16 protein-coding genes are annotated in these 15,025 nt (G+C 42.3%); 14 read left to right on the forward strand and 2 right to left on the reverse strand.

Features of this window, described 5'->3' with window-relative positions:
• Positions 1–27: 27 nt before the first annotated feature.
• Complete coding sequence (locus FOA33_RS02730; RefSeq protein ID WP_001222584.1) at positions 28–936, reverse strand: LysR family transcriptional regulator; 909 nt, start codon at positions 934–936, stop codon at positions 28–30.
• A gap of 102 nt (positions 937–1,038) precedes the next feature.
• Here FOA33_RS02730 and FOA33_RS02735 point away from each other — a divergent pair, with 102 nt between their 5' ends.
• From FOA33_RS02735 to FOA33_RS02745, 3 genes are all read left to right on the forward strand, one after another.
• Positions 1,039–1,269: a YqgQ family protein gene (locus tag FOA33_RS02735; protein WP_004181724.1), complete on the forward strand. Its 231-nt coding sequence runs from the start codon at positions 1,039–1,041 to the stop codon at positions 1,267–1,269.
• Positions 1,269–1,649 (forward strand): rhodanese-like domain-containing protein, encoded by a 381-nt coding sequence (locus FOA33_RS02740; protein WP_221160558.1) that lies wholly within the window; start codon positions 1,269–1,271, stop codon positions 1,647–1,649. Before FOA33_RS02735 ends, FOA33_RS02740 begins: the two co-directional genes overlap by 1 nt.
• Before the next feature lie 86 nt (positions 1,650–1,735).
• Positions 1,736–1,969 carry a DUF4190 domain-containing protein gene (locus tag FOA33_RS02745; protein ID WP_221160559.1) on the forward strand — a complete coding sequence of 78 codons (234 nt, stop codon included), beginning with the start codon at positions 1,736–1,738 and terminating at the stop codon, positions 1,967–1,969.
• A 38-nt stretch (positions 1,970–2,007) separates the two neighbouring features.
• Here FOA33_RS02745 and FOA33_RS02750 read toward each other — a convergent pair whose 3' ends face one another.
• Positions 2,008–2,733: a 16S rRNA pseudouridine(516) synthase gene (locus FOA33_RS02750; protein ID WP_221160560.1), complete on the reverse strand. Its 726-nt coding sequence runs from the start codon at positions 2,731–2,733 to the stop codon at positions 2,008–2,010.
• 160 nt (positions 2,734–2,893) lie between these two features.
• On the opposite strand from FOA33_RS02750, the gene typA reads away from it, so the two are divergent.
• The 11 genes from typA (at position 2,894) to FOA33_RS02805 (ending at position 14,852) form a co-directional block, all read left to right on the forward strand.
• Complete coding sequence (gene typA / locus FOA33_RS02755; protein WP_000164126.1) at positions 2,894–4,735, forward strand: translational GTPase TypA; 1,842 nt, start codon at positions 2,894–2,896, stop codon at positions 4,733–4,735.
• Between the two features lie 19 nt (positions 4,736–4,754).
• The gene (locus FOA33_RS02760) at positions 4,755–5,009 is read left to right on the forward strand and encodes a DUF3165 family protein (RefSeq protein ID WP_000262663.1); all 255 of its coding nucleotides are present in this window, start codon (positions 4,755–4,757) and stop codon (positions 5,007–5,009) included.
• Between the two features lie 117 nt (positions 5,010–5,126).
• Positions 5,127–6,479 (forward strand): UDP-N-acetylmuramoyl-L-alanine--D-glutamate ligase, encoded by a 1,353-nt coding sequence (murD, locus tag FOA33_RS02765; protein ID WP_221160561.1) that lies wholly within the window; start codon positions 5,127–5,129, stop codon positions 6,477–6,479.
• Between the two features lies 1 nt (position 6,480).
• The gene (locus FOA33_RS02770) at positions 6,481–7,539 is read left to right on the forward strand and encodes a UDP-N-acetylglucosamine--N-acetylmuramyl-(pentapeptide) pyrophosphoryl-undecaprenol N-acetylglucosamine transferase (protein WP_221160562.1); all 1,059 of its coding nucleotides are present in this window, start codon (positions 6,481–6,483) and stop codon (positions 7,537–7,539) included.
• 9 nt (positions 7,540–7,548) lie between these two features.
• The gene (locus FOA33_RS02775) at positions 7,549–8,682 is read left to right on the forward strand and encodes a cell division protein FtsQ/DivIB (RefSeq protein ID WP_221160563.1); all 1,134 of its coding nucleotides are present in this window, start codon (positions 7,549–7,551) and stop codon (positions 8,680–8,682) included.
• A gap of 246 nt (positions 8,683–8,928) precedes the next feature.
• The gene (gene pyrF, locus FOA33_RS02780) at positions 8,929–9,630 is read left to right on the forward strand and encodes an orotidine-5'-phosphate decarboxylase (RefSeq protein ID WP_221160564.1); all 702 of its coding nucleotides are present in this window, start codon (positions 8,929–8,931) and stop codon (positions 9,628–9,630) included.
• Between the two features lie 32 nt (positions 9,631–9,662).
• Positions 9,663–10,295 (forward strand): orotate phosphoribosyltransferase, encoded by a 633-nt coding sequence (gene pyrE, locus FOA33_RS02785; protein WP_125448136.1) that lies wholly within the window; start codon positions 9,663–9,665, stop codon positions 10,293–10,295.
• 243 nt (positions 10,296–10,538) lie between these two features.
• Positions 10,539–11,675, forward strand: coding sequence for an L-lactate oxidase (gene lctO / locus FOA33_RS02790; protein ID WP_221160565.1), 1,137 nt, complete (start codon positions 10,539–10,541; stop codon positions 11,673–11,675).
• Between the two features lie 167 nt (positions 11,676–11,842).
• Entirely contained in the window at positions 11,843–12,238 is a 396-nt protein-coding gene (locus FOA33_RS02795) for a CopY/TcrY family copper transport repressor (RefSeq protein WP_221160566.1), read from the forward strand.
• A gap of 10 nt (positions 12,239–12,248) precedes the next feature.
• Positions 12,249–12,620: a cupredoxin domain-containing protein gene (locus FOA33_RS02800; protein ID WP_221160567.1), complete on the forward strand. Its 372-nt coding sequence runs from the start codon at positions 12,249–12,251 to the stop codon at positions 12,618–12,620.
• 9 nt (positions 12,621–12,629) lie between these two features.
• Complete coding sequence (locus tag FOA33_RS02805) at positions 12,630–14,852, forward strand: heavy metal translocating P-type ATPase (protein WP_221160568.1); 2,223 nt, start codon at positions 12,630–12,632, stop codon at positions 14,850–14,852.
• Positions 14,853–15,025 lie beyond the last annotated feature (173 nt).

Below are 15,025 nucleotides of genomic sequence, written 5' to 3' on the forward strand. Positions count from 1 at the left end.
CTATTTCCTAACTTTTTCTTTTTCCTATTAATTATCGAATTGAACTTCTTCTAGTAAGTATTCGATAAAGCGTTCGCCCATCTTTGACAGGCTGGTTTTTTCATGCTGGATATAGACTAGTTCAATGGGATCGTCTATGTCCAGTGGAATGGAAACGATATTGTCTCCATTGAGGTTGCTATTCAAAATCCCTGTTGCAATGGTATAACCATCCAAACCAATCAAAAGATTAAAGAGGGTGGCACGGTCACTGACCACGATGGATTTCTTGTGATGCTCTTGTGAAAGGATCTCTTCTGAAAAGTAGAAAGAATTATGCGTCCCTTGGTCATAGCTGAGGTATGGGAAGTCTTCCAAATCAGCCAGTTTGACCTTGTCTTTTTTAGCCAGAGGGTTGGTCTTGCTGACAAAGATATGGGGTTGAGCGGTAAAGAGGTGGTGGGCTAGCAGGTGATTGTCATCCAGCATTTTCGTTAAAACATCGCGGTTGTAGCTGTTTAAAAAGAGGACACCAACCTCGCTACGGAAGTTCTTGACGTCATCGATAATCTCCCAGGTCCGAGTTTCACGTAGGAAGAGCTCGTATTTTTCCATATCACTCTTCTTGAGCAAAGAGACAAAGGCATTGACTACAAAAGCATAGTGCTGAGAAGAAACGCTGAAAAGTTCGCGGTGGGCGACAGGATTTTTATAGCGTTCCTCCAGAAGCTGAGTTTGCTCAACGACCTGACGGGCATAGGAGAGAAACTCCATCCCATCACGGGTCAAGGTAATGCCCTTGGGATTGCGGATAAAGATTTCAATGCCCATTTCATTTTCCAAGTCTCGAACGGCATTTGAAAGACTGGGTTGGGTGATAAAGAGTTGCTTGGCTGCTTCATTCATAGAGCCAGTTTCGACGATTTTGATAATATAGTGTAGTTGTTGAATTCTCATGTTTTTATTGTACCACACTTGCGGAAGAATGGGTAATGAAGACGAAGAAAATAGGGGGAAAGAGCCGGTCCAGTATTGAAAAAAAGTCTAAAATCTGTTAGAATGAAAGCTATGAAAACATTCTATGATGTGCAGCAATTTCTCAAACAGTTTGGCATTATTGTTTACATGGGGAAGCGCTTGTATGATATTGAACTAATGAAGCTCGAACTCTCTCGGATCTATGATGCAGGTCTGATGGACAAGCTAGATTACCTAGAAGCGGAAGCTGTTCTCCGCAGGGAGCACAAGATAGAATTAGACTATATTGAGAAAAATGGAGAAATGAACTAATGGTTACTTGGATTTTGTGGGCACTTATACTGGCAATGGTGGCATGGATGGGCTATAACTACCTTCGTATTCGTCGTGCGGCTAAGATTGTGGATAATACAGAATTTGAAGCCTTGATTCGGAAAGGGCAATTGATTGATTTGCGCGATCCAGCAGAATTTCACAGAAAACATATCCTCGGAGCTCGCAATATTCCTTCAAATCAGTTGAAGTCAAGCCTTGCAGCCCTTCGCAAGGATAAACCTGTCCTTCTCTACGAAAACCAACGTGGACAACGAGTGACCAATGCAGCACTTTATCTGAAAAAACAAGGTTTCTCTGAGATTTATATCCTTTCTTATGGATTGGATTCTTGGAAAGGGAAAGTGAAGACGAGCTAAGATTCTTTAAAAAACTGTCGAATGATAGATAAAGCTAGTATCTTAAGGTATCATCATTTATAATAAATTTAAGGAGATTTTATAATATGAATTCACAACAAAAGAAAAAACCTTCACTTGTTTTAGGTATCCTATCTATTGTGCTCGGTTTGTTATTTCCAATTGTAGGTCTGATTTTGGGGATCATAGGATTAGTCTTGGCTATTTCATATCAAAAAGAGTCACAATTAGACTATAAAACAGAAAAAATTCTGAATATCATAGGACTTGTGGTTTCTGTACTTAATTGGATTCTAACCATTGCGATATTTTTTAGATAAGCAATAAACAAAAAGCTTTATATAAAGCTTTTTTTCTTTTATCCACTTTTCTCTAAATAGTTTTTAATGATTTCTAATTCCTCTGGATTTAAGAATCGGTATTGCCCTTCTGATAGCTCTGAATTTAATGTAAAATCGCCGAACTGGACTCTTTTTAAGGCAGTCACCTTGACACCGACTGAGAGGAACATTTTTTTAACCTGATGAAATTTTCCTTCTGAGATGGTAATAGAGGCATGGCTCTCTGTTGGGCTTGCGTCTAGAATTTCAAGCTGAGCAGGTTTACAAGTGGTCCCATCTAAAAAGACAATCCCCTCTTTGAATGACTGGATATGGTCTGGTGTGAGCAGTCCATTTACCACCACTTGATAGGATTTATCGACATGGTACTGGGGATGAAGGAGTTGGAAGCCAAGAGGTCCATTGTCTGTCAAAAGAAGTAGCCCCGTCGTATCGCGGTCTAATCTGCCGACAGCATAGAGCTGGTCAGACTGGATGTCAGGTGGAAGGAGGTCCATGACGGTTGGAAGTTTCTTATCTTTGCTAGCTGTAACGACTCCGTTTGGCTTATGAAGCATGAGGTAGGTGTGCTCGTATCCTTGAATCTGCCGTCCTTGAAAGACTAATTTCTGTAATCCAGTGTCGACATTTTGAGCGAGGGAGCTGGCTGGACAATCGTCCACTAGGATTTCTTTTTTCAAAAGTGCCTGTTTCATAGCCTTGCGATTGATTTTTTCTTGGGCTAATAATCTATCTAAACGCATACCAGCTTATCTTATCATAAGTCTCTGACTTTGAAAAGAGTTGCCTTGACTAGAAAAGCAGAGTGAAAACATTTACACTTAGCTGAACTGTGATTTTTGAATGAGACTGTGGTATAATTGTTCAGTTAGAAATAAAAATTTAAATATTATAGAGGAAATCATGACAAAATTAAGAGAAGATATCCGTAACGTAGCCATTATTGCCCACGTTGACCACGGGAAAACAACCCTCGTTGATGAATTATTGAAACAATCAGAAACGCTTGATGCACGTACTGAATTGGCAGAGCGCGCTATGGACTCAAACGATATCGAAAAAGAGCGTGGAATTACCATCCTTGCTAAAAATACAGCCGTTGCCTACAACGGAACTCGTATCAATATCATGGACACACCAGGACACGCGGACTTCGGTGGAGAAGTTGAGCGTATCATGAAAATGGTTGACGGTGTTGTCTTGGTCGTAGATGCCTACGAAGGAACCATGCCACAGACTCGTTTCGTATTGAAAAAAGCCTTGGAACAAGACCTTGTCCCAATCGTGGTTGTCAACAAAATCGATAAACCATCAGCTCGCCCAGCAGAAGTAGTGGACGAAGTCTTGGAACTCTTCATCGAGCTTGGCGCAGATGATGACCAGCTTGATTTCCCAGTGGTGTATGCTTCAGCGATTAACGGAACATCTTCCTTGTCAGATGATCCAGCTGATCAAGAAAAAACAATGGCGCCAATCTTTGACACCATTATCGACCATATCCCAGCTCCAGTAGACAACTCAGATGAGCCTTTGCAGTTCCAAGTGTCACTTTTGGACTACAATGATTTCGTAGGTCGTATCGGTATCGGTCGTGTCTTCCGTGGTAGTGTGAAAGTTGGGGACCAAGTTACCCTTTCTAAGCTAGATGGTACAACGAAGAACTTCCGTGTAACAAAACTCTTCGGTTTCTTTGGTTTGGAACGTCGTGAAATCCAAGAAGCTAAAGCAGGTGACTTGATTGCCGTATCCGGTATGGAAGATATCTTTGTTGGTGAAACTATTACTCCGACGGATGCCATTGAACCTCTTCCAATCCTACATATCGATGAACCAACCCTTCAAATGACCTTCTTGGTAAATAATTCACCATTTGCAGGTCGTGAAGGGAAATGGGTGACTTCTCGTAAGGTAGAAGAACGCTTGCAAGCAGAATTGCAAACAGACGTTTCCCTTCGTGTTGACCCAACGGACTCACCAGATAAATGGACTGTTTCAGGACGTGGAGAATTGCACTTGTCAATCCTGATTGAAACCATGCGCCGTGAGGGTTATGAACTTCAAGTATCTCGTCCAGAAGTTATCGTAAAAGAAATTGACGGTGTTAAATGTGAACCATTTGAACGTGTTCAAATCGATACTCCAGAAGAATACCAAGGATCTGTTATCCAAAGCCTTTCTGAACGTAAGGGTGAAATGTTGGATATGATTTCAACTGGTAATGGTCAAACTCGTTTGGTCTTCCTTGTTCCAGCGCGTGGTTTGATTGGATATTCAACTGAGTTCTTGTCAATGACTCGTGGTTACGGTATCATGAACCATACCTTCGACCAATACTTGCCATTGATTCCGGGTGAAATTGGTGGACGCCACCGTGGTGCCCTTGTTTCTATCGATGCTGGTAAGGCTACAACATACTCAATCATGTCTATCGAAGAACGTGGTACGATCTTTGTCAACCCAGGTACTGAGGTTTATGAAGGAATGATCATCGGTGAAAATTCTCGTGAAAATGACTTGACAGTTAATATCACCAAGGCTAAACAAATGACCAACGTTCGTTCTGCTACTAAGGACCAAACAGCTGTTATCAAGACACCTCGTATCTTGACGCTTGAAGAGTCTCTTGAGTTCTTGAATGACGATGAGTACATGGAAGTAACGCCGGAGTCAATCCGTTTGCGTAAACAAATCCTTAACAAGGCAGAGCGTGAGAAAGCCAACAAGAAGAAAAAATCAGCTGAATAAGAGCTAGAAAGAGATAAAGATGGTCTATTTAATCATAGGGATACTCTTATTACTACTCTATGTATTTGCGACACCCCAAAGTATCAAAGGAACAGTCAACATCGTTATCTTGGTCTTTGTAGTTGTTGCACTCTTGATTTTGCTGATGTTGTCCATCTTGCAAATCTTCCAATTACCGACAGAATTCTTTGTCACAATCGCCATGTTGGCCCTAGCTTACTTTAGCTTGAGAGACATTACGCTCATGTCTGAAAAAAAGAGCAGAAGAAGATAAAGAGAAAGAGAGCTATGGCTCTCTTTTTCTATGCTAGAATGAGGACTAGAGCATTTTCGTTTAGTATTATTTCCATAAAAATGGTAAAATAGTAGGAGTAGAAATGGAGTTTGAGACATGAAAGTAATCAATCAGTTTAAAAATAAGAAAGTACTTGTTTTAGGTTTGGCTAAGTCTGGTGAGTCTGCAGCCCGTTTGTTGGACAAGCTAGGTGCTATTGTGACAGTAAATGACGGCAAGCCTTTTGAGGAAAATCCTGCTGCTCAAAGCTTGCTAGAAGAGGGAATCAAGGTTGTCACTGGTGGGCATCCTTTGGAATTATTGGATGAAGATTTTGCTCTGATGGTGAAAAATCCAGGTATCCCGTATAGCAATCCCATGATTGAAAAGGCATTGGCAAAGGGAATTCCAGTCCTGACTGAGGTGGAATTGGCTTATTTGATCTCAGAAGCGCCAATTATCGGTATCACTGGTTCAAATGGGAAAACAACCACAACGACTATGATTGGGGAAGTTTTGACTGCTGCTGGCCAACATGGTCTCTTGTCAGGGAACATCGGTTATCCTGCCAGTCAAGTGGCTCAAACTGCAACGGCTAAGGACACGCTTGTCATGGAACTTTCTTCTTTCCAACTGATGGGTGTTCAAGAATTCCATCCTGAGATTGCGGTTATTACCAACCTCATGCCCACTCATATCGACTACCATGGTTCTTTTGAGGCCTATGTGGCAGCTAAGTGGAATATCCAAAATAATATGACAGCAGCTGATTTCCTTGTCTTGAACTTTAACCAAGACTTGGCAAAAGAATTGGCTAGCAAAACACAAGCTACTGTTGTTCCATTTTCAACACTTGAAAAGGTTGATGGAGCTTATCTGGAAGATGGTCAACTCTGCTTCCGTGGGGAAGTGGTCATGGCAGCTAGTGAAATCGGAGTTCCAGGTAGCCACAATGTAGAAAATGCCCTTGCGACTATTGCTGTAGCCAAGCTCCGTGGCGTGGACAATCAAACCATCAAGGAAACTCTTTCAGCCTTTGGTGGTGTCAAACACCGTCTCCAATTTGTGGATGAAATTAAGGGGGTCAAATTCTATAACGATAGCAAATCAACCAATATCTTAGCGACTCAAAAAGCCTTGTCAGGATTTGACAACAGTAAGGTTATCTTAATTGCAGGTGGTTTGGACCGTGGCAATGAGTTTGATGAATTGGTTCCAGATATTACTGGGCTCAAGAAGATGGTCATCCTCGGTCAGTCTGCAGAACGTGTCAAACGGGCAGCAGATAAGGCTGGTGTGGCTTATGTGGATGCGACAGATATTGCAGATGCGACCCGCAAGGCCTATGAGCTCGCGACTCAAGGAGATGTGGTTCTTCTCAGTCCTGCCAATGCTAGCTGGGATATGTATGCTAACTTTGAAGTACGTGGCGACCTCTTTATCGACACAGTAGCGGAGTTAAAGGAATAATATGAAAAAAATTGTCTTTACAGGTGGGGGGACGGTTGGACACGTCACCCTCAACCTTTTGTTAATGCCTAAGTTCATCGAAGACGGCTGGGAAGTTCACTATATTGGTGATAAACACGGAATCGAACACCAAGAAATCCTCAAGTCAGGCTTGAATGTGACCTTCCACTCCATTGCGACTGGGAAGTTGCGTCGCTATTTCTCTTGGCAAAATATGCTGGACGTCTTTAAAGTTGGTTGGGGAATTGTCCAATCGCTCTTTATCATGTTACGACTGCGTCCACAGGCTCTTTTTTCTAAGGGAGGATTTGTCTCAGTACCGCCGGTTATCGCAGCACGTGTGTCAGGAGTACCTGTCTTTATTCACGAATCGGACCTATCTATGGGCTTGGCCAATAAAATTGCCTATAAATTTGCGACTAAGATGTATTCAACATTTGAGCAGGCTTCTGGTCTCGCAAAAGTCGAGCATGTGGGAGCAGTGACCAAGGTTTCAGATCAAAAAACTTCAGAACCAGATGAATTGGTGGATATCCAAACCCACTTTGATCTTAAATTGCCAACCGTATTATTTGTCGGAGGTTCTGCAGGAGCTCGTGTATTTAACCAATTAGTGACAGACCATAAAAAAGAGTTGACAGAGCGCTACAATATTATCAATTTAACTGGAGATTCAAACCTCAATGAGTTGAGTCAAAATCTCTTTCGTGTTGATTATGTGACGGATCTCTATCAACCCTTGATGGAGATGACAGATGTGGTGGTGACGCGTGGCGGTGCCAATACGATTTTTGAGCTCTTGGCCATGGCGAAACTCCATCTCATCGTACCATTGGGTCGTGAAGCAAGTCGAGGAGACCAGATTGAAAATGCAGCCTACTTTGTTAAGAAAGGCTATGCAGAAGAACTTCAAGAAAGTGACTTGACCTTGGAAAGCTTGGAGGCGAAACTCAGTCACTTGCTTAGTCACAAGGATCAGTACCAAGCTAGCATGAAAGCTTCGACTGAATTGAAATCTCTTGCAGATTTTTACGATCTACTAAGAAAAGACCTATCATAAGGAATATCAATGTCAAAGGATAAGAAAAAAGAATCAAACCAGAAGCAAGAATTGTCTGAATGGCAGAAACGAAACCAGGAATACCTGAAGAAGAAGGCTGAGGAAGAAGCTGCCCTAGCTGAGGAGAAGGAAAAGGAAAAACAAGCTCGAATGGGGAAAAACTCTAAGTCGTTAGGGGAAAGTAAGAAGTCATCAAGTGATTCCGACCAGAACGAAACTGTTCCAGACGAAGAATCATCCGAAAAAGAAGAAAAATCTAAAAAGGATGACCGGAAAGTCAAAGAAGAAAAAGAAAAGAAGAAAAAAGAAAAACCAGAGAAACCAGCCAAACCTAAAATTGCGCCTGTTCATATTTGGCGAGCTGTGAGTATCTTGGTACCCAGTGTCCTGGTCCTCCTTCTTTCAGTCTATCTGTTGACTCCACTTTCGACCATCAAAAATATCGAGGTTAAGGGAAATAGGAACACCCAGGCGGATGACATTAAACAGGCTTCAGGGATTCAAGATAGCGACTATACCTTAGCTCTGTTGTTGGATAAGGAAAAATATGCTGAGCGAATCAAGTCCAACCATTGGATCGAGTCAGCAAAGATTGATTATCAATTTCCAACTAACTTTACGATTGAGGTTAAGGAATTTGATATTGTCGGTTATTATGTGTCTGGTGAAGAGTATTATCCAATTCTTTCTAGTGGTACAGTAGAGTCAACTCCTGTAAATCGCTTAAACTTGCCTGAGACTTATCTGACAGTTACCTTTAATGACGAGCAACAGGTGAAAGAACTGATCACAGGATTGTCTACTATTAGTGAGGATATCAAGAGTCAAATCCAGAAAATCGAATTAGCGCCAAGCAAGGCAACAGCAGATCTTTTAAAAATTACTATGCTGGACACAGATGAGATTTTGGTTCCCTTGTCAGAATTGAGCAAGAAATTGCCTTATTACAGCAAAATCAAGCCACAATTGACAGAACCGAGTGTAGTCGATATGGAGGCTGGAGCATACAGCTATACCATAGCGGATAAGCTGATAGAAGAAGCAGAAGAAAAAGCCAAGCAAGAGGCCAAGGAAGCTGAGAAGAAAAAACAAGAAGAACAGGGAAATCAAAGCCAAACGAACCAGCAATCACAGAGTCGTTAGACTAATTTTTCCTCTTGATTTTGAATGGTATAGAAGTCCAGTTTCGAGTTTTTGCTTGACAAGTCCTAGTATAAATAATAGAATAGAAAAAAAACCTTTAAAGCAGTCCAGAGAGGCAGCTAAGGTTAGACGGTGAAAGGGTGGACTCTACCCATTTTTCGTGGAACCTTGCTGTTGGCAGGTTCCTTTTTTCGTGGTTTATTTTTGACCATACTCTCTTGCTCGTAAAGGTAAAAGGAGAAAGGTATGCGTGAACATCGTCCAGTTATTGCTCTTGATTTTCCTAGTTTGGAGGCAGTCAAGGAATTTTTATCTCTTTTCCCAGCAGAAGAAAGTCTTTATTTAAAAGTAGGGATGGAGCTTTATTATGCGGAAGGTCCAGAAGTTGTCCGTTATTTGAAGTCACTGGGACATAGTGTCTTTTTGGACCTCAAGCTACATGACATTCCCAATACAGTTAAATCGGTAATGAAGGTCTTGTCTCGGCTTGGTGTGGATATGACCAATGTTCACGCAGCGGGTGGTGTGGAGATGATGAAGGCTGCGCGTGAAGGTCTGGGGACACAAGCCAAATTGATCGCTGTGACCCAACTTACATCAACGTCGGAAAGCCAGATGCAAGATTTTCAAAATATCCAAACCAGTCTGCAAGAGTCTGTGATTCACTATGCCAAGAAGACAGCTGAAGCAGGCTTGGATGGTGTCGTTTGCTCAGCTCAGGAAGTGCAACTCATCAAGCAGGCCACCAATCCAGATTTTATCTGTCTGACACCAGGAATTCGTCCGGCGGGAGCTGCGGTTGGAGATCAAAAACGCGTCATGACGCCAGCAGACGCCTATCAAATCGGTAGTGACTATATCGTAGTAGGACGTCCCATTACCCAAGCTGAGGATCCTGTTGCAGCTTATCATGCTATTAAGGATGAATGGAACCAAGACAGAAATTAAAGAAATAGATTATAAAAACAAAGGAGAATACTATGACACTTGCTAAAGATATCGCTAGCCACCTCTTGAAAATCCAAGCCGTTTACCTCAAACCAGAGGAGCCTTTCACTTGGGCATCTGGTATCAAATCGCCGATTTATACTGACAACCGTGTGACGCTTGCCTATCCAGAAACTCGTACCTTGATTGAAAATGGTTTTGTGGAAGCTATTAAAGTAGAATTTCCAGAAGTAGAAGTGATTGCAGGAACTGCAACAGCAGGGATTCCACACGGAGCCATCATCGCTGATAAGATGAACTTGCCTTTTGCCTACATCCGTAGCAAACCAAAAGACCACGGAGCTGGTAATCAAATCGAAGGTCGTGTAGCTCAAGGTCAAAAAATGGTAGTGGTTGAAGACCTCATTTCAACGGGTGGGTCTGTTCTTGAAGCCGTAGCAGCTGCAAAACGCGAAGGAGCTGATGTTCTTGGTGTCGTAGCGATTTTCAGCTACCAATTGCCAAAAGCAGATAAGAACTTCGCAGACGCAGGTGTGAAATTGGTGACTCTTTCAAACTACAGTGAACTCATTCACCTAGCCCAAGAAGAAGGTTACATCACACCAGAAGGACTCGACCTCCTAAAACGCTTTAAAGAAGACCAAGAAAATTGGCAAAATGCCTAAAATATAGAAAATCAGGTAGTCACTAGGATTACCTGATTTTTTGCATATAGGCAATAAAACTATGATTCCTAAAGGAAAAGATGAATATAGGATAATGGTAGAATGAGAGTCCTCTCTTTTTTGGTGCATATTCAGATAATCAGTTTGAAATTTCCAGACAAAATTTTTGAAAGGATTCTGAAAAAGAGGTAAGATAGTTTATGTAAGAAAAAGTAAACGCTTACTTAATAAGGAGGACACTTTATGTCATATAAAACAAGTAATGCAGAAGGACCTGTAGATTTTATTAACACTTATGATTTGGAGCCAATGGCGCAACAAGTCATTCCTAAAGCTGCCTTTGGTTATATCGCTAGTGGAGCGGAAGATACCTTCACTTTGCGGGAGAATATTCGCGCCTTTAACCACAAACTCATCGTTCCGCATACGCTTTGTGATGTGGAAAATCCAAGTACAGAGATTGAATTTGCAGGTGAAAAATTATCTTCACCAATTATTATGGCGCCTGTTGCGGCTCATAAATTGGCAAATGAGCAGGGGGAAGTAGCTACTGCGCGTGGTGTGCATGAGTTTGGTTCTCTTTATACAACTAGTTCCTACTCTACCGTTGACCTTCCAGAAATTACGGAAGCTCTTCAAGGGACACCTCACTGGTTCCAATTTTACTTTAGTAAAGATGATGGGATCAACCGCCACATCATGGACCGTGTGAAGGCTGAAGGCTACAAAGCGATTGTCTTGACGGCAGATGCAACTGTAGGGGGCAATCGTGAGGTCGATAAGCGCAATGGTTTTGTCTTCCCAGTTGGTATGCCAATTGTTGAAGAATATCTGCCAGAAGGTGCTGGAAAATCAATGGACTTTGTTTACAAGTCAGCTAAACAACGCTTGTCTCCACGCGATGTAGAATTCATCGCTGCATACTCAGGACTTCCTGTGTATGTCAAGGGGCCACAATGCCGTGAGGACGTTGAACGTTCGCTTGCTGCAGGTGCTTCTGGTATCTGGGTAACCAACCACGGTGGCCGTCAAATCGACGGTGGACCAGCTGCCTTCGACTCGCTTCAAGAAGTCGCTGAAGCAGTTGATAAACGTGTACCAATCGTCTTTGACTCAGGTATTCGTCGTGGTCAACACGTCTTTAAAGCCTTGGCTTCAGGAGCAGACTTGGTAGCTATTGGTCGCCCTGTTATCTATGGTCTGGCTCTCGGTGGTAGTGTCGGTGTGCGTCAAGTCTTTGAACACTTGAATACAGAATTGAAGACAGTCATGCAATTGTCTGGAACTCAGACTATTGAAGATGTCAAACACTTCAAACTTCGTCACAACCCATACAACCCAACCTTTCCAGTTGATCCTCGTGACTTAAAATTGTATTGATAAAACAGATTGCCTCCACCGAGTGTGGAGGTTTTTGCTTGTGTTTTAATCACTTTTGTCATGAAGAATAAAAAAGAGAAAGATTCGATTTCTATAATTGACAAATGTAGATTTTAGAGGTATACTGATAATTGTAATTGACAAATGTAGATTTTGGAGGAGTGCTAATGCAAATTTCAGATGCAGAATGGCAGGTTATGAAGATTATTTGGATGCAAGGGGAACAGACCAGTAGCGATTTGATCAGGGTTTTGGCGGAAAGGTTTGACTGGTCCAAGTCCACGGTTCAGACTCTTTTGGCTCGCTTAGTAGAGAAAGGGTGCCTGACTAGGAAAAAAGAGGACAGGTCCTTTGTCTATTCAGCCCTTTTAACTCTGGATCAAAGCCGAGGCTTGCTTGTCCAAGATATTAAAGACAAGGTTTGTTCCCGTAGGATTAAGAACTTGTTGGCTGACTTGATTGCGGAATGTGATTTTACTCTGACTGATTTGGCAGACTTGGAAGCTGCGATTTCTGAGAAAAAGGCTAGCGCAGTTGATGAAGTAAGATGTAATTGTATGTAAAGGAGATGTCATGTTAAATTTTATTGTAACCATTGTTTGTATTGCCCTTATCGTTTTTATCCTATTTTGGTTTTTCAAAAAGCCTGAAAAATCTGGACAAAAGGCCCAGCAAAAAAAGGGCTACCAAGAGATTCGTGTGGAAGTCATGGGAGGCTATACGCCTGAGTTGATTATCCTCAAGAAATCAGTGCCAGCACGTATTGTCTTTGACCGTAAGGACCCTTCACCCTGTCTGGATCAGATTGTTTTTCCAGACTTCGGTGTACATGCGGACCTGCCTATGGGGGAAGAGTATGTAGTGGAAATCACGCCTGAGCAGGCTGGAGAGTTTGGCTTTGCTTGTGGTATGAACATGATGCATGGCAAGATGATTGTAGAGTAGGAGGAAGCTATGACAGAAATTGTGAAAGCCAGCCTAGAAAATGGCATTCAAAAAATCCATATCACAGCTGAAAAAGGCTATCATCCAGCCCATATCCAGCTTCAAAAAGGGATTCCGGCGGAAATTATCTTTCATCGTGTGACGCCTTCAAACTGTTACAAGGAGATACTTTTTGAAGAAGAAGGCATCTTGGAACCAATCGGAGTAGACGAGGAGAAAGTCATTCGTTTTACACCTCAAGAGTTGGGGAAACATGAATTCTCATGTGGCATGAAGATGCAAAAGGGAAGCTATACCGTAGTTGAGAAGACTCGAAAATCTTTGTCACTTTTGCAACGTTTTTGGATTACCAGTATCTTTACTCTGCCACTGGTTATTCTCATGATTGGGATGTTGACAGGGACTATTAGTCATCCAGTCATGCATTGGGGCACCTTTTTAGCCACAACGCCTATTATGCTGGTAGCAGGTGGTCCTTATATTCAGAGCGCTTGGGCCAGCTTTAAAAAACACAATGCCAACATGGATACCTTGGTGGCACTGGGAACTCTAGTGGCCTATCTCTATAGTCTAGTTGCTCTCTTTGCTGGGCTACCAGTTTACTTTGAAAGTGCTGGATTTATCCTCTTCTTCGTTCTTTTGGGAGCCGTTTTTGAGGAGAAAATGCGAAAAAATACTTCCCAAGCTGTAGAGAAATTACTGGATTTGCAAGCTAAAACAGCAGAAGTTTTGCGTGATGATAGCTATGTTCAAGTTCCCTTGGAGCAAGTCAAGGTAGGTGATCTGATTCGAGTGCGTCCTGGTGAAAAGATTGCGGTTGATGGTGTTGTAGTGGAAGGTATGTCCAGTATTGACGAATCCATGGTGACAGGTGAGAGCCTGCCGGTAGACAAAACAGTTGGAGATACCGTCATTGGCTCCACCATCAATAATAGTGGAACGCTTGTTTTTAGGGCAGAAAAAGTTGGTTCAGAGACTGTTTTGGCACAGATTGTGGACTTTGTTAAGAAAGCCCAAACTAGCCGCGCACCGATTCAGGACTTGACGGATAAGATTTCAGGAATTTTTGTCCCAGCAGTTGTCATTTTAGCGATTTTAACTTTTTGGATTTGGTTTGTCTGGCTTGGGGCTAGCTTTGTGGCCTCTCTTCTTTATGGGGTAGCAGTTCTGATTATTGCCTGCCCTTGTGCCTTGGGACTTGCAACACCAACAGCCCTCATGGTGGGGACTGGTCGTAGTGCCAAAATGGGTGTTCTCCTCAAGAATGGAACCGTCTTACAGGAAATCCAGAAAGTCAAAACTCTCGTCTTTGATAAGACAGGAACTTTGACGGAAGGAAAACCAGTAGTCACTGATATCATTGGCGACGAAGTAGAAGTGCTTGGATTGGCAGCATCCTTGGAAGAGGCCTCTCAACACCCATTGGCTCAAGCTATTGTTAAGCGAGCGAGTGAAGCAGAACTTGAACTGCATACTGTGGAAAATTTCCAAGCCTTGCATGGAAAAGGTGTTTTGGGGCAAATAGCTGGAAAACAAGTCTTACTTGGAAATGCTAAAATGCTAGATGGCATGGATGTTTCAAGCGCTTATCAGGAAAAACTAGAAGAACTAGAAAAAGAAGCCAAGACAGTTGTTTTCTTGGCTGTGGACAATGAAATCAAAGGCTTGCTTGCTTTGCAAGATATTCCCAAGGAAAATGCCAAACTCGCCATCAGTCAGTTGAAAAAACGTGGTCTTAAAACAGTCATGCTGACAGGAGATAATGCAGGTGTGGCGCGTGCTATTGCAGATCAAATCGGAATCGAAGAGGTCATTGCAGGTGTCTTGCCAAAAGAGAAAGCCCATGAAATCCATCAACTACAAGAGGCTGGTGAAGTAGCCTTTATCGGAGATGGTATCAATGATGCGCCAGCTCTCAGTGTAGCGGATGTGGGGATTGCCATGGGTGCAGGAACCGATATTGCCATTGAGTCGGCAGGGGTTGTTCTTACTCACAATGATTTGACAGGAGTTGTTCGTGCCTTTGATATGAGTAAGAAAACCTTCAATCGAATTCTTCTCAACCTCTTCTGGGCCTTTATCTACAATGTCATCGGAATTCCGATTGCGGCAGGAGTCTTTTCAGGAATTGGTCTCGTTCTCAATCCAGAACTGGCTGGTCTAGCCATGGCCTTTAGTTCTGTATCTGTTCTGACCAGTTCACTCTTACTAAACTTTAGTAAAATAGACTAAAAGCGAGCTTGCTCGCTTTTTATTATAAAACAGTCACATAAAACGTTTTCAAACTGTACTGTAATAGAGAATAAAAACTTCTGAGCACATTCTTAGGAGACCCAAAACAAATGTGGTAAAGTAGTAGAGTAAAAATTTGCTGAAACGTTTTCAAATAGTATATGAAAACGGAT

The sequence above is a fragment of the Streptococcus cristatus genome, from assembly GCF_019685515.1.
Lineage (GTDB): Bacteria > Bacillota > Bacilli > Lactobacillales > Streptococcaceae > Streptococcus.

What these genes read in the sequence shown, in the direction of transcription:
- FOA33_RS02730 (WP_001222584.1), bottom strand. Translation starts at nt 936, where the DNA reads ATGAGAATTCAACAACTACACTATATTATCAAAATCGTCGAAACTGGC.
- FOA33_RS02735 (WP_004181724.1), top strand. Translation starts at nt 1,039, where the DNA reads ATGAAAGCTATGAAAACATTCTATGATGTGCAGCAATTTCTCAAACAG.
- FOA33_RS02740 (WP_221160558.1), top strand. Translation starts at nt 1,269, where the DNA reads ATGGTTACTTGGATTTTGTGGGCACTTATACTGGCAATGGTGGCATGG.
- FOA33_RS02745 (WP_221160559.1), top strand. Translation starts at nt 1,736, where the DNA reads ATGAATTCACAACAAAAGAAAAAACCTTCACTTGTTTTAGGTATCCTA.
- FOA33_RS02750 (WP_221160560.1), bottom strand. Translation starts at nt 2,733, where the DNA reads ATGCGTTTAGATAGATTATTAGCCCAAGAAAAAATCAATCGCAAGGCT.
- typA (WP_000164126.1), top strand. Translation starts at nt 2,894, where the DNA reads ATGACAAAATTAAGAGAAGATATCCGTAACGTAGCCATTATTGCCCAC.
- FOA33_RS02760 (WP_000262663.1), top strand. Translation starts at nt 4,755, where the DNA reads ATGGTCTATTTAATCATAGGGATACTCTTATTACTACTCTATGTATTT.
- murD (WP_221160561.1), top strand. Translation starts at nt 5,127, where the DNA reads ATGAAAGTAATCAATCAGTTTAAAAATAAGAAAGTACTTGTTTTAGGT.
- FOA33_RS02770 (WP_221160562.1), top strand. Translation starts at nt 6,481, where the DNA reads ATGAAAAAAATTGTCTTTACAGGTGGGGGGACGGTTGGACACGTCACC.
- FOA33_RS02775 (WP_221160563.1), top strand. Translation starts at nt 7,549, where the DNA reads ATGTCAAAGGATAAGAAAAAAGAATCAAACCAGAAGCAAGAATTGTCT.
- pyrF (WP_221160564.1), top strand. Translation starts at nt 8,929, where the DNA reads ATGCGTGAACATCGTCCAGTTATTGCTCTTGATTTTCCTAGTTTGGAG.
- pyrE (WP_125448136.1), top strand. Translation starts at nt 9,663, where the DNA reads ATGACACTTGCTAAAGATATCGCTAGCCACCTCTTGAAAATCCAAGCC.
- lctO (WP_221160565.1), top strand. Translation starts at nt 10,539, where the DNA reads ATGTCATATAAAACAAGTAATGCAGAAGGACCTGTAGATTTTATTAAC.
- FOA33_RS02795 (WP_221160566.1), top strand. Translation starts at nt 11,843, where the DNA reads ATGCAAATTTCAGATGCAGAATGGCAGGTTATGAAGATTATTTGGATG.
- FOA33_RS02800 (WP_221160567.1), top strand. Translation starts at nt 12,249, where the DNA reads ATGTTAAATTTTATTGTAACCATTGTTTGTATTGCCCTTATCGTTTTT.
- FOA33_RS02805 (WP_221160568.1), top strand. Translation starts at nt 12,630, where the DNA reads ATGACAGAAATTGTGAAAGCCAGCCTAGAAAATGGCATTCAAAAAATC.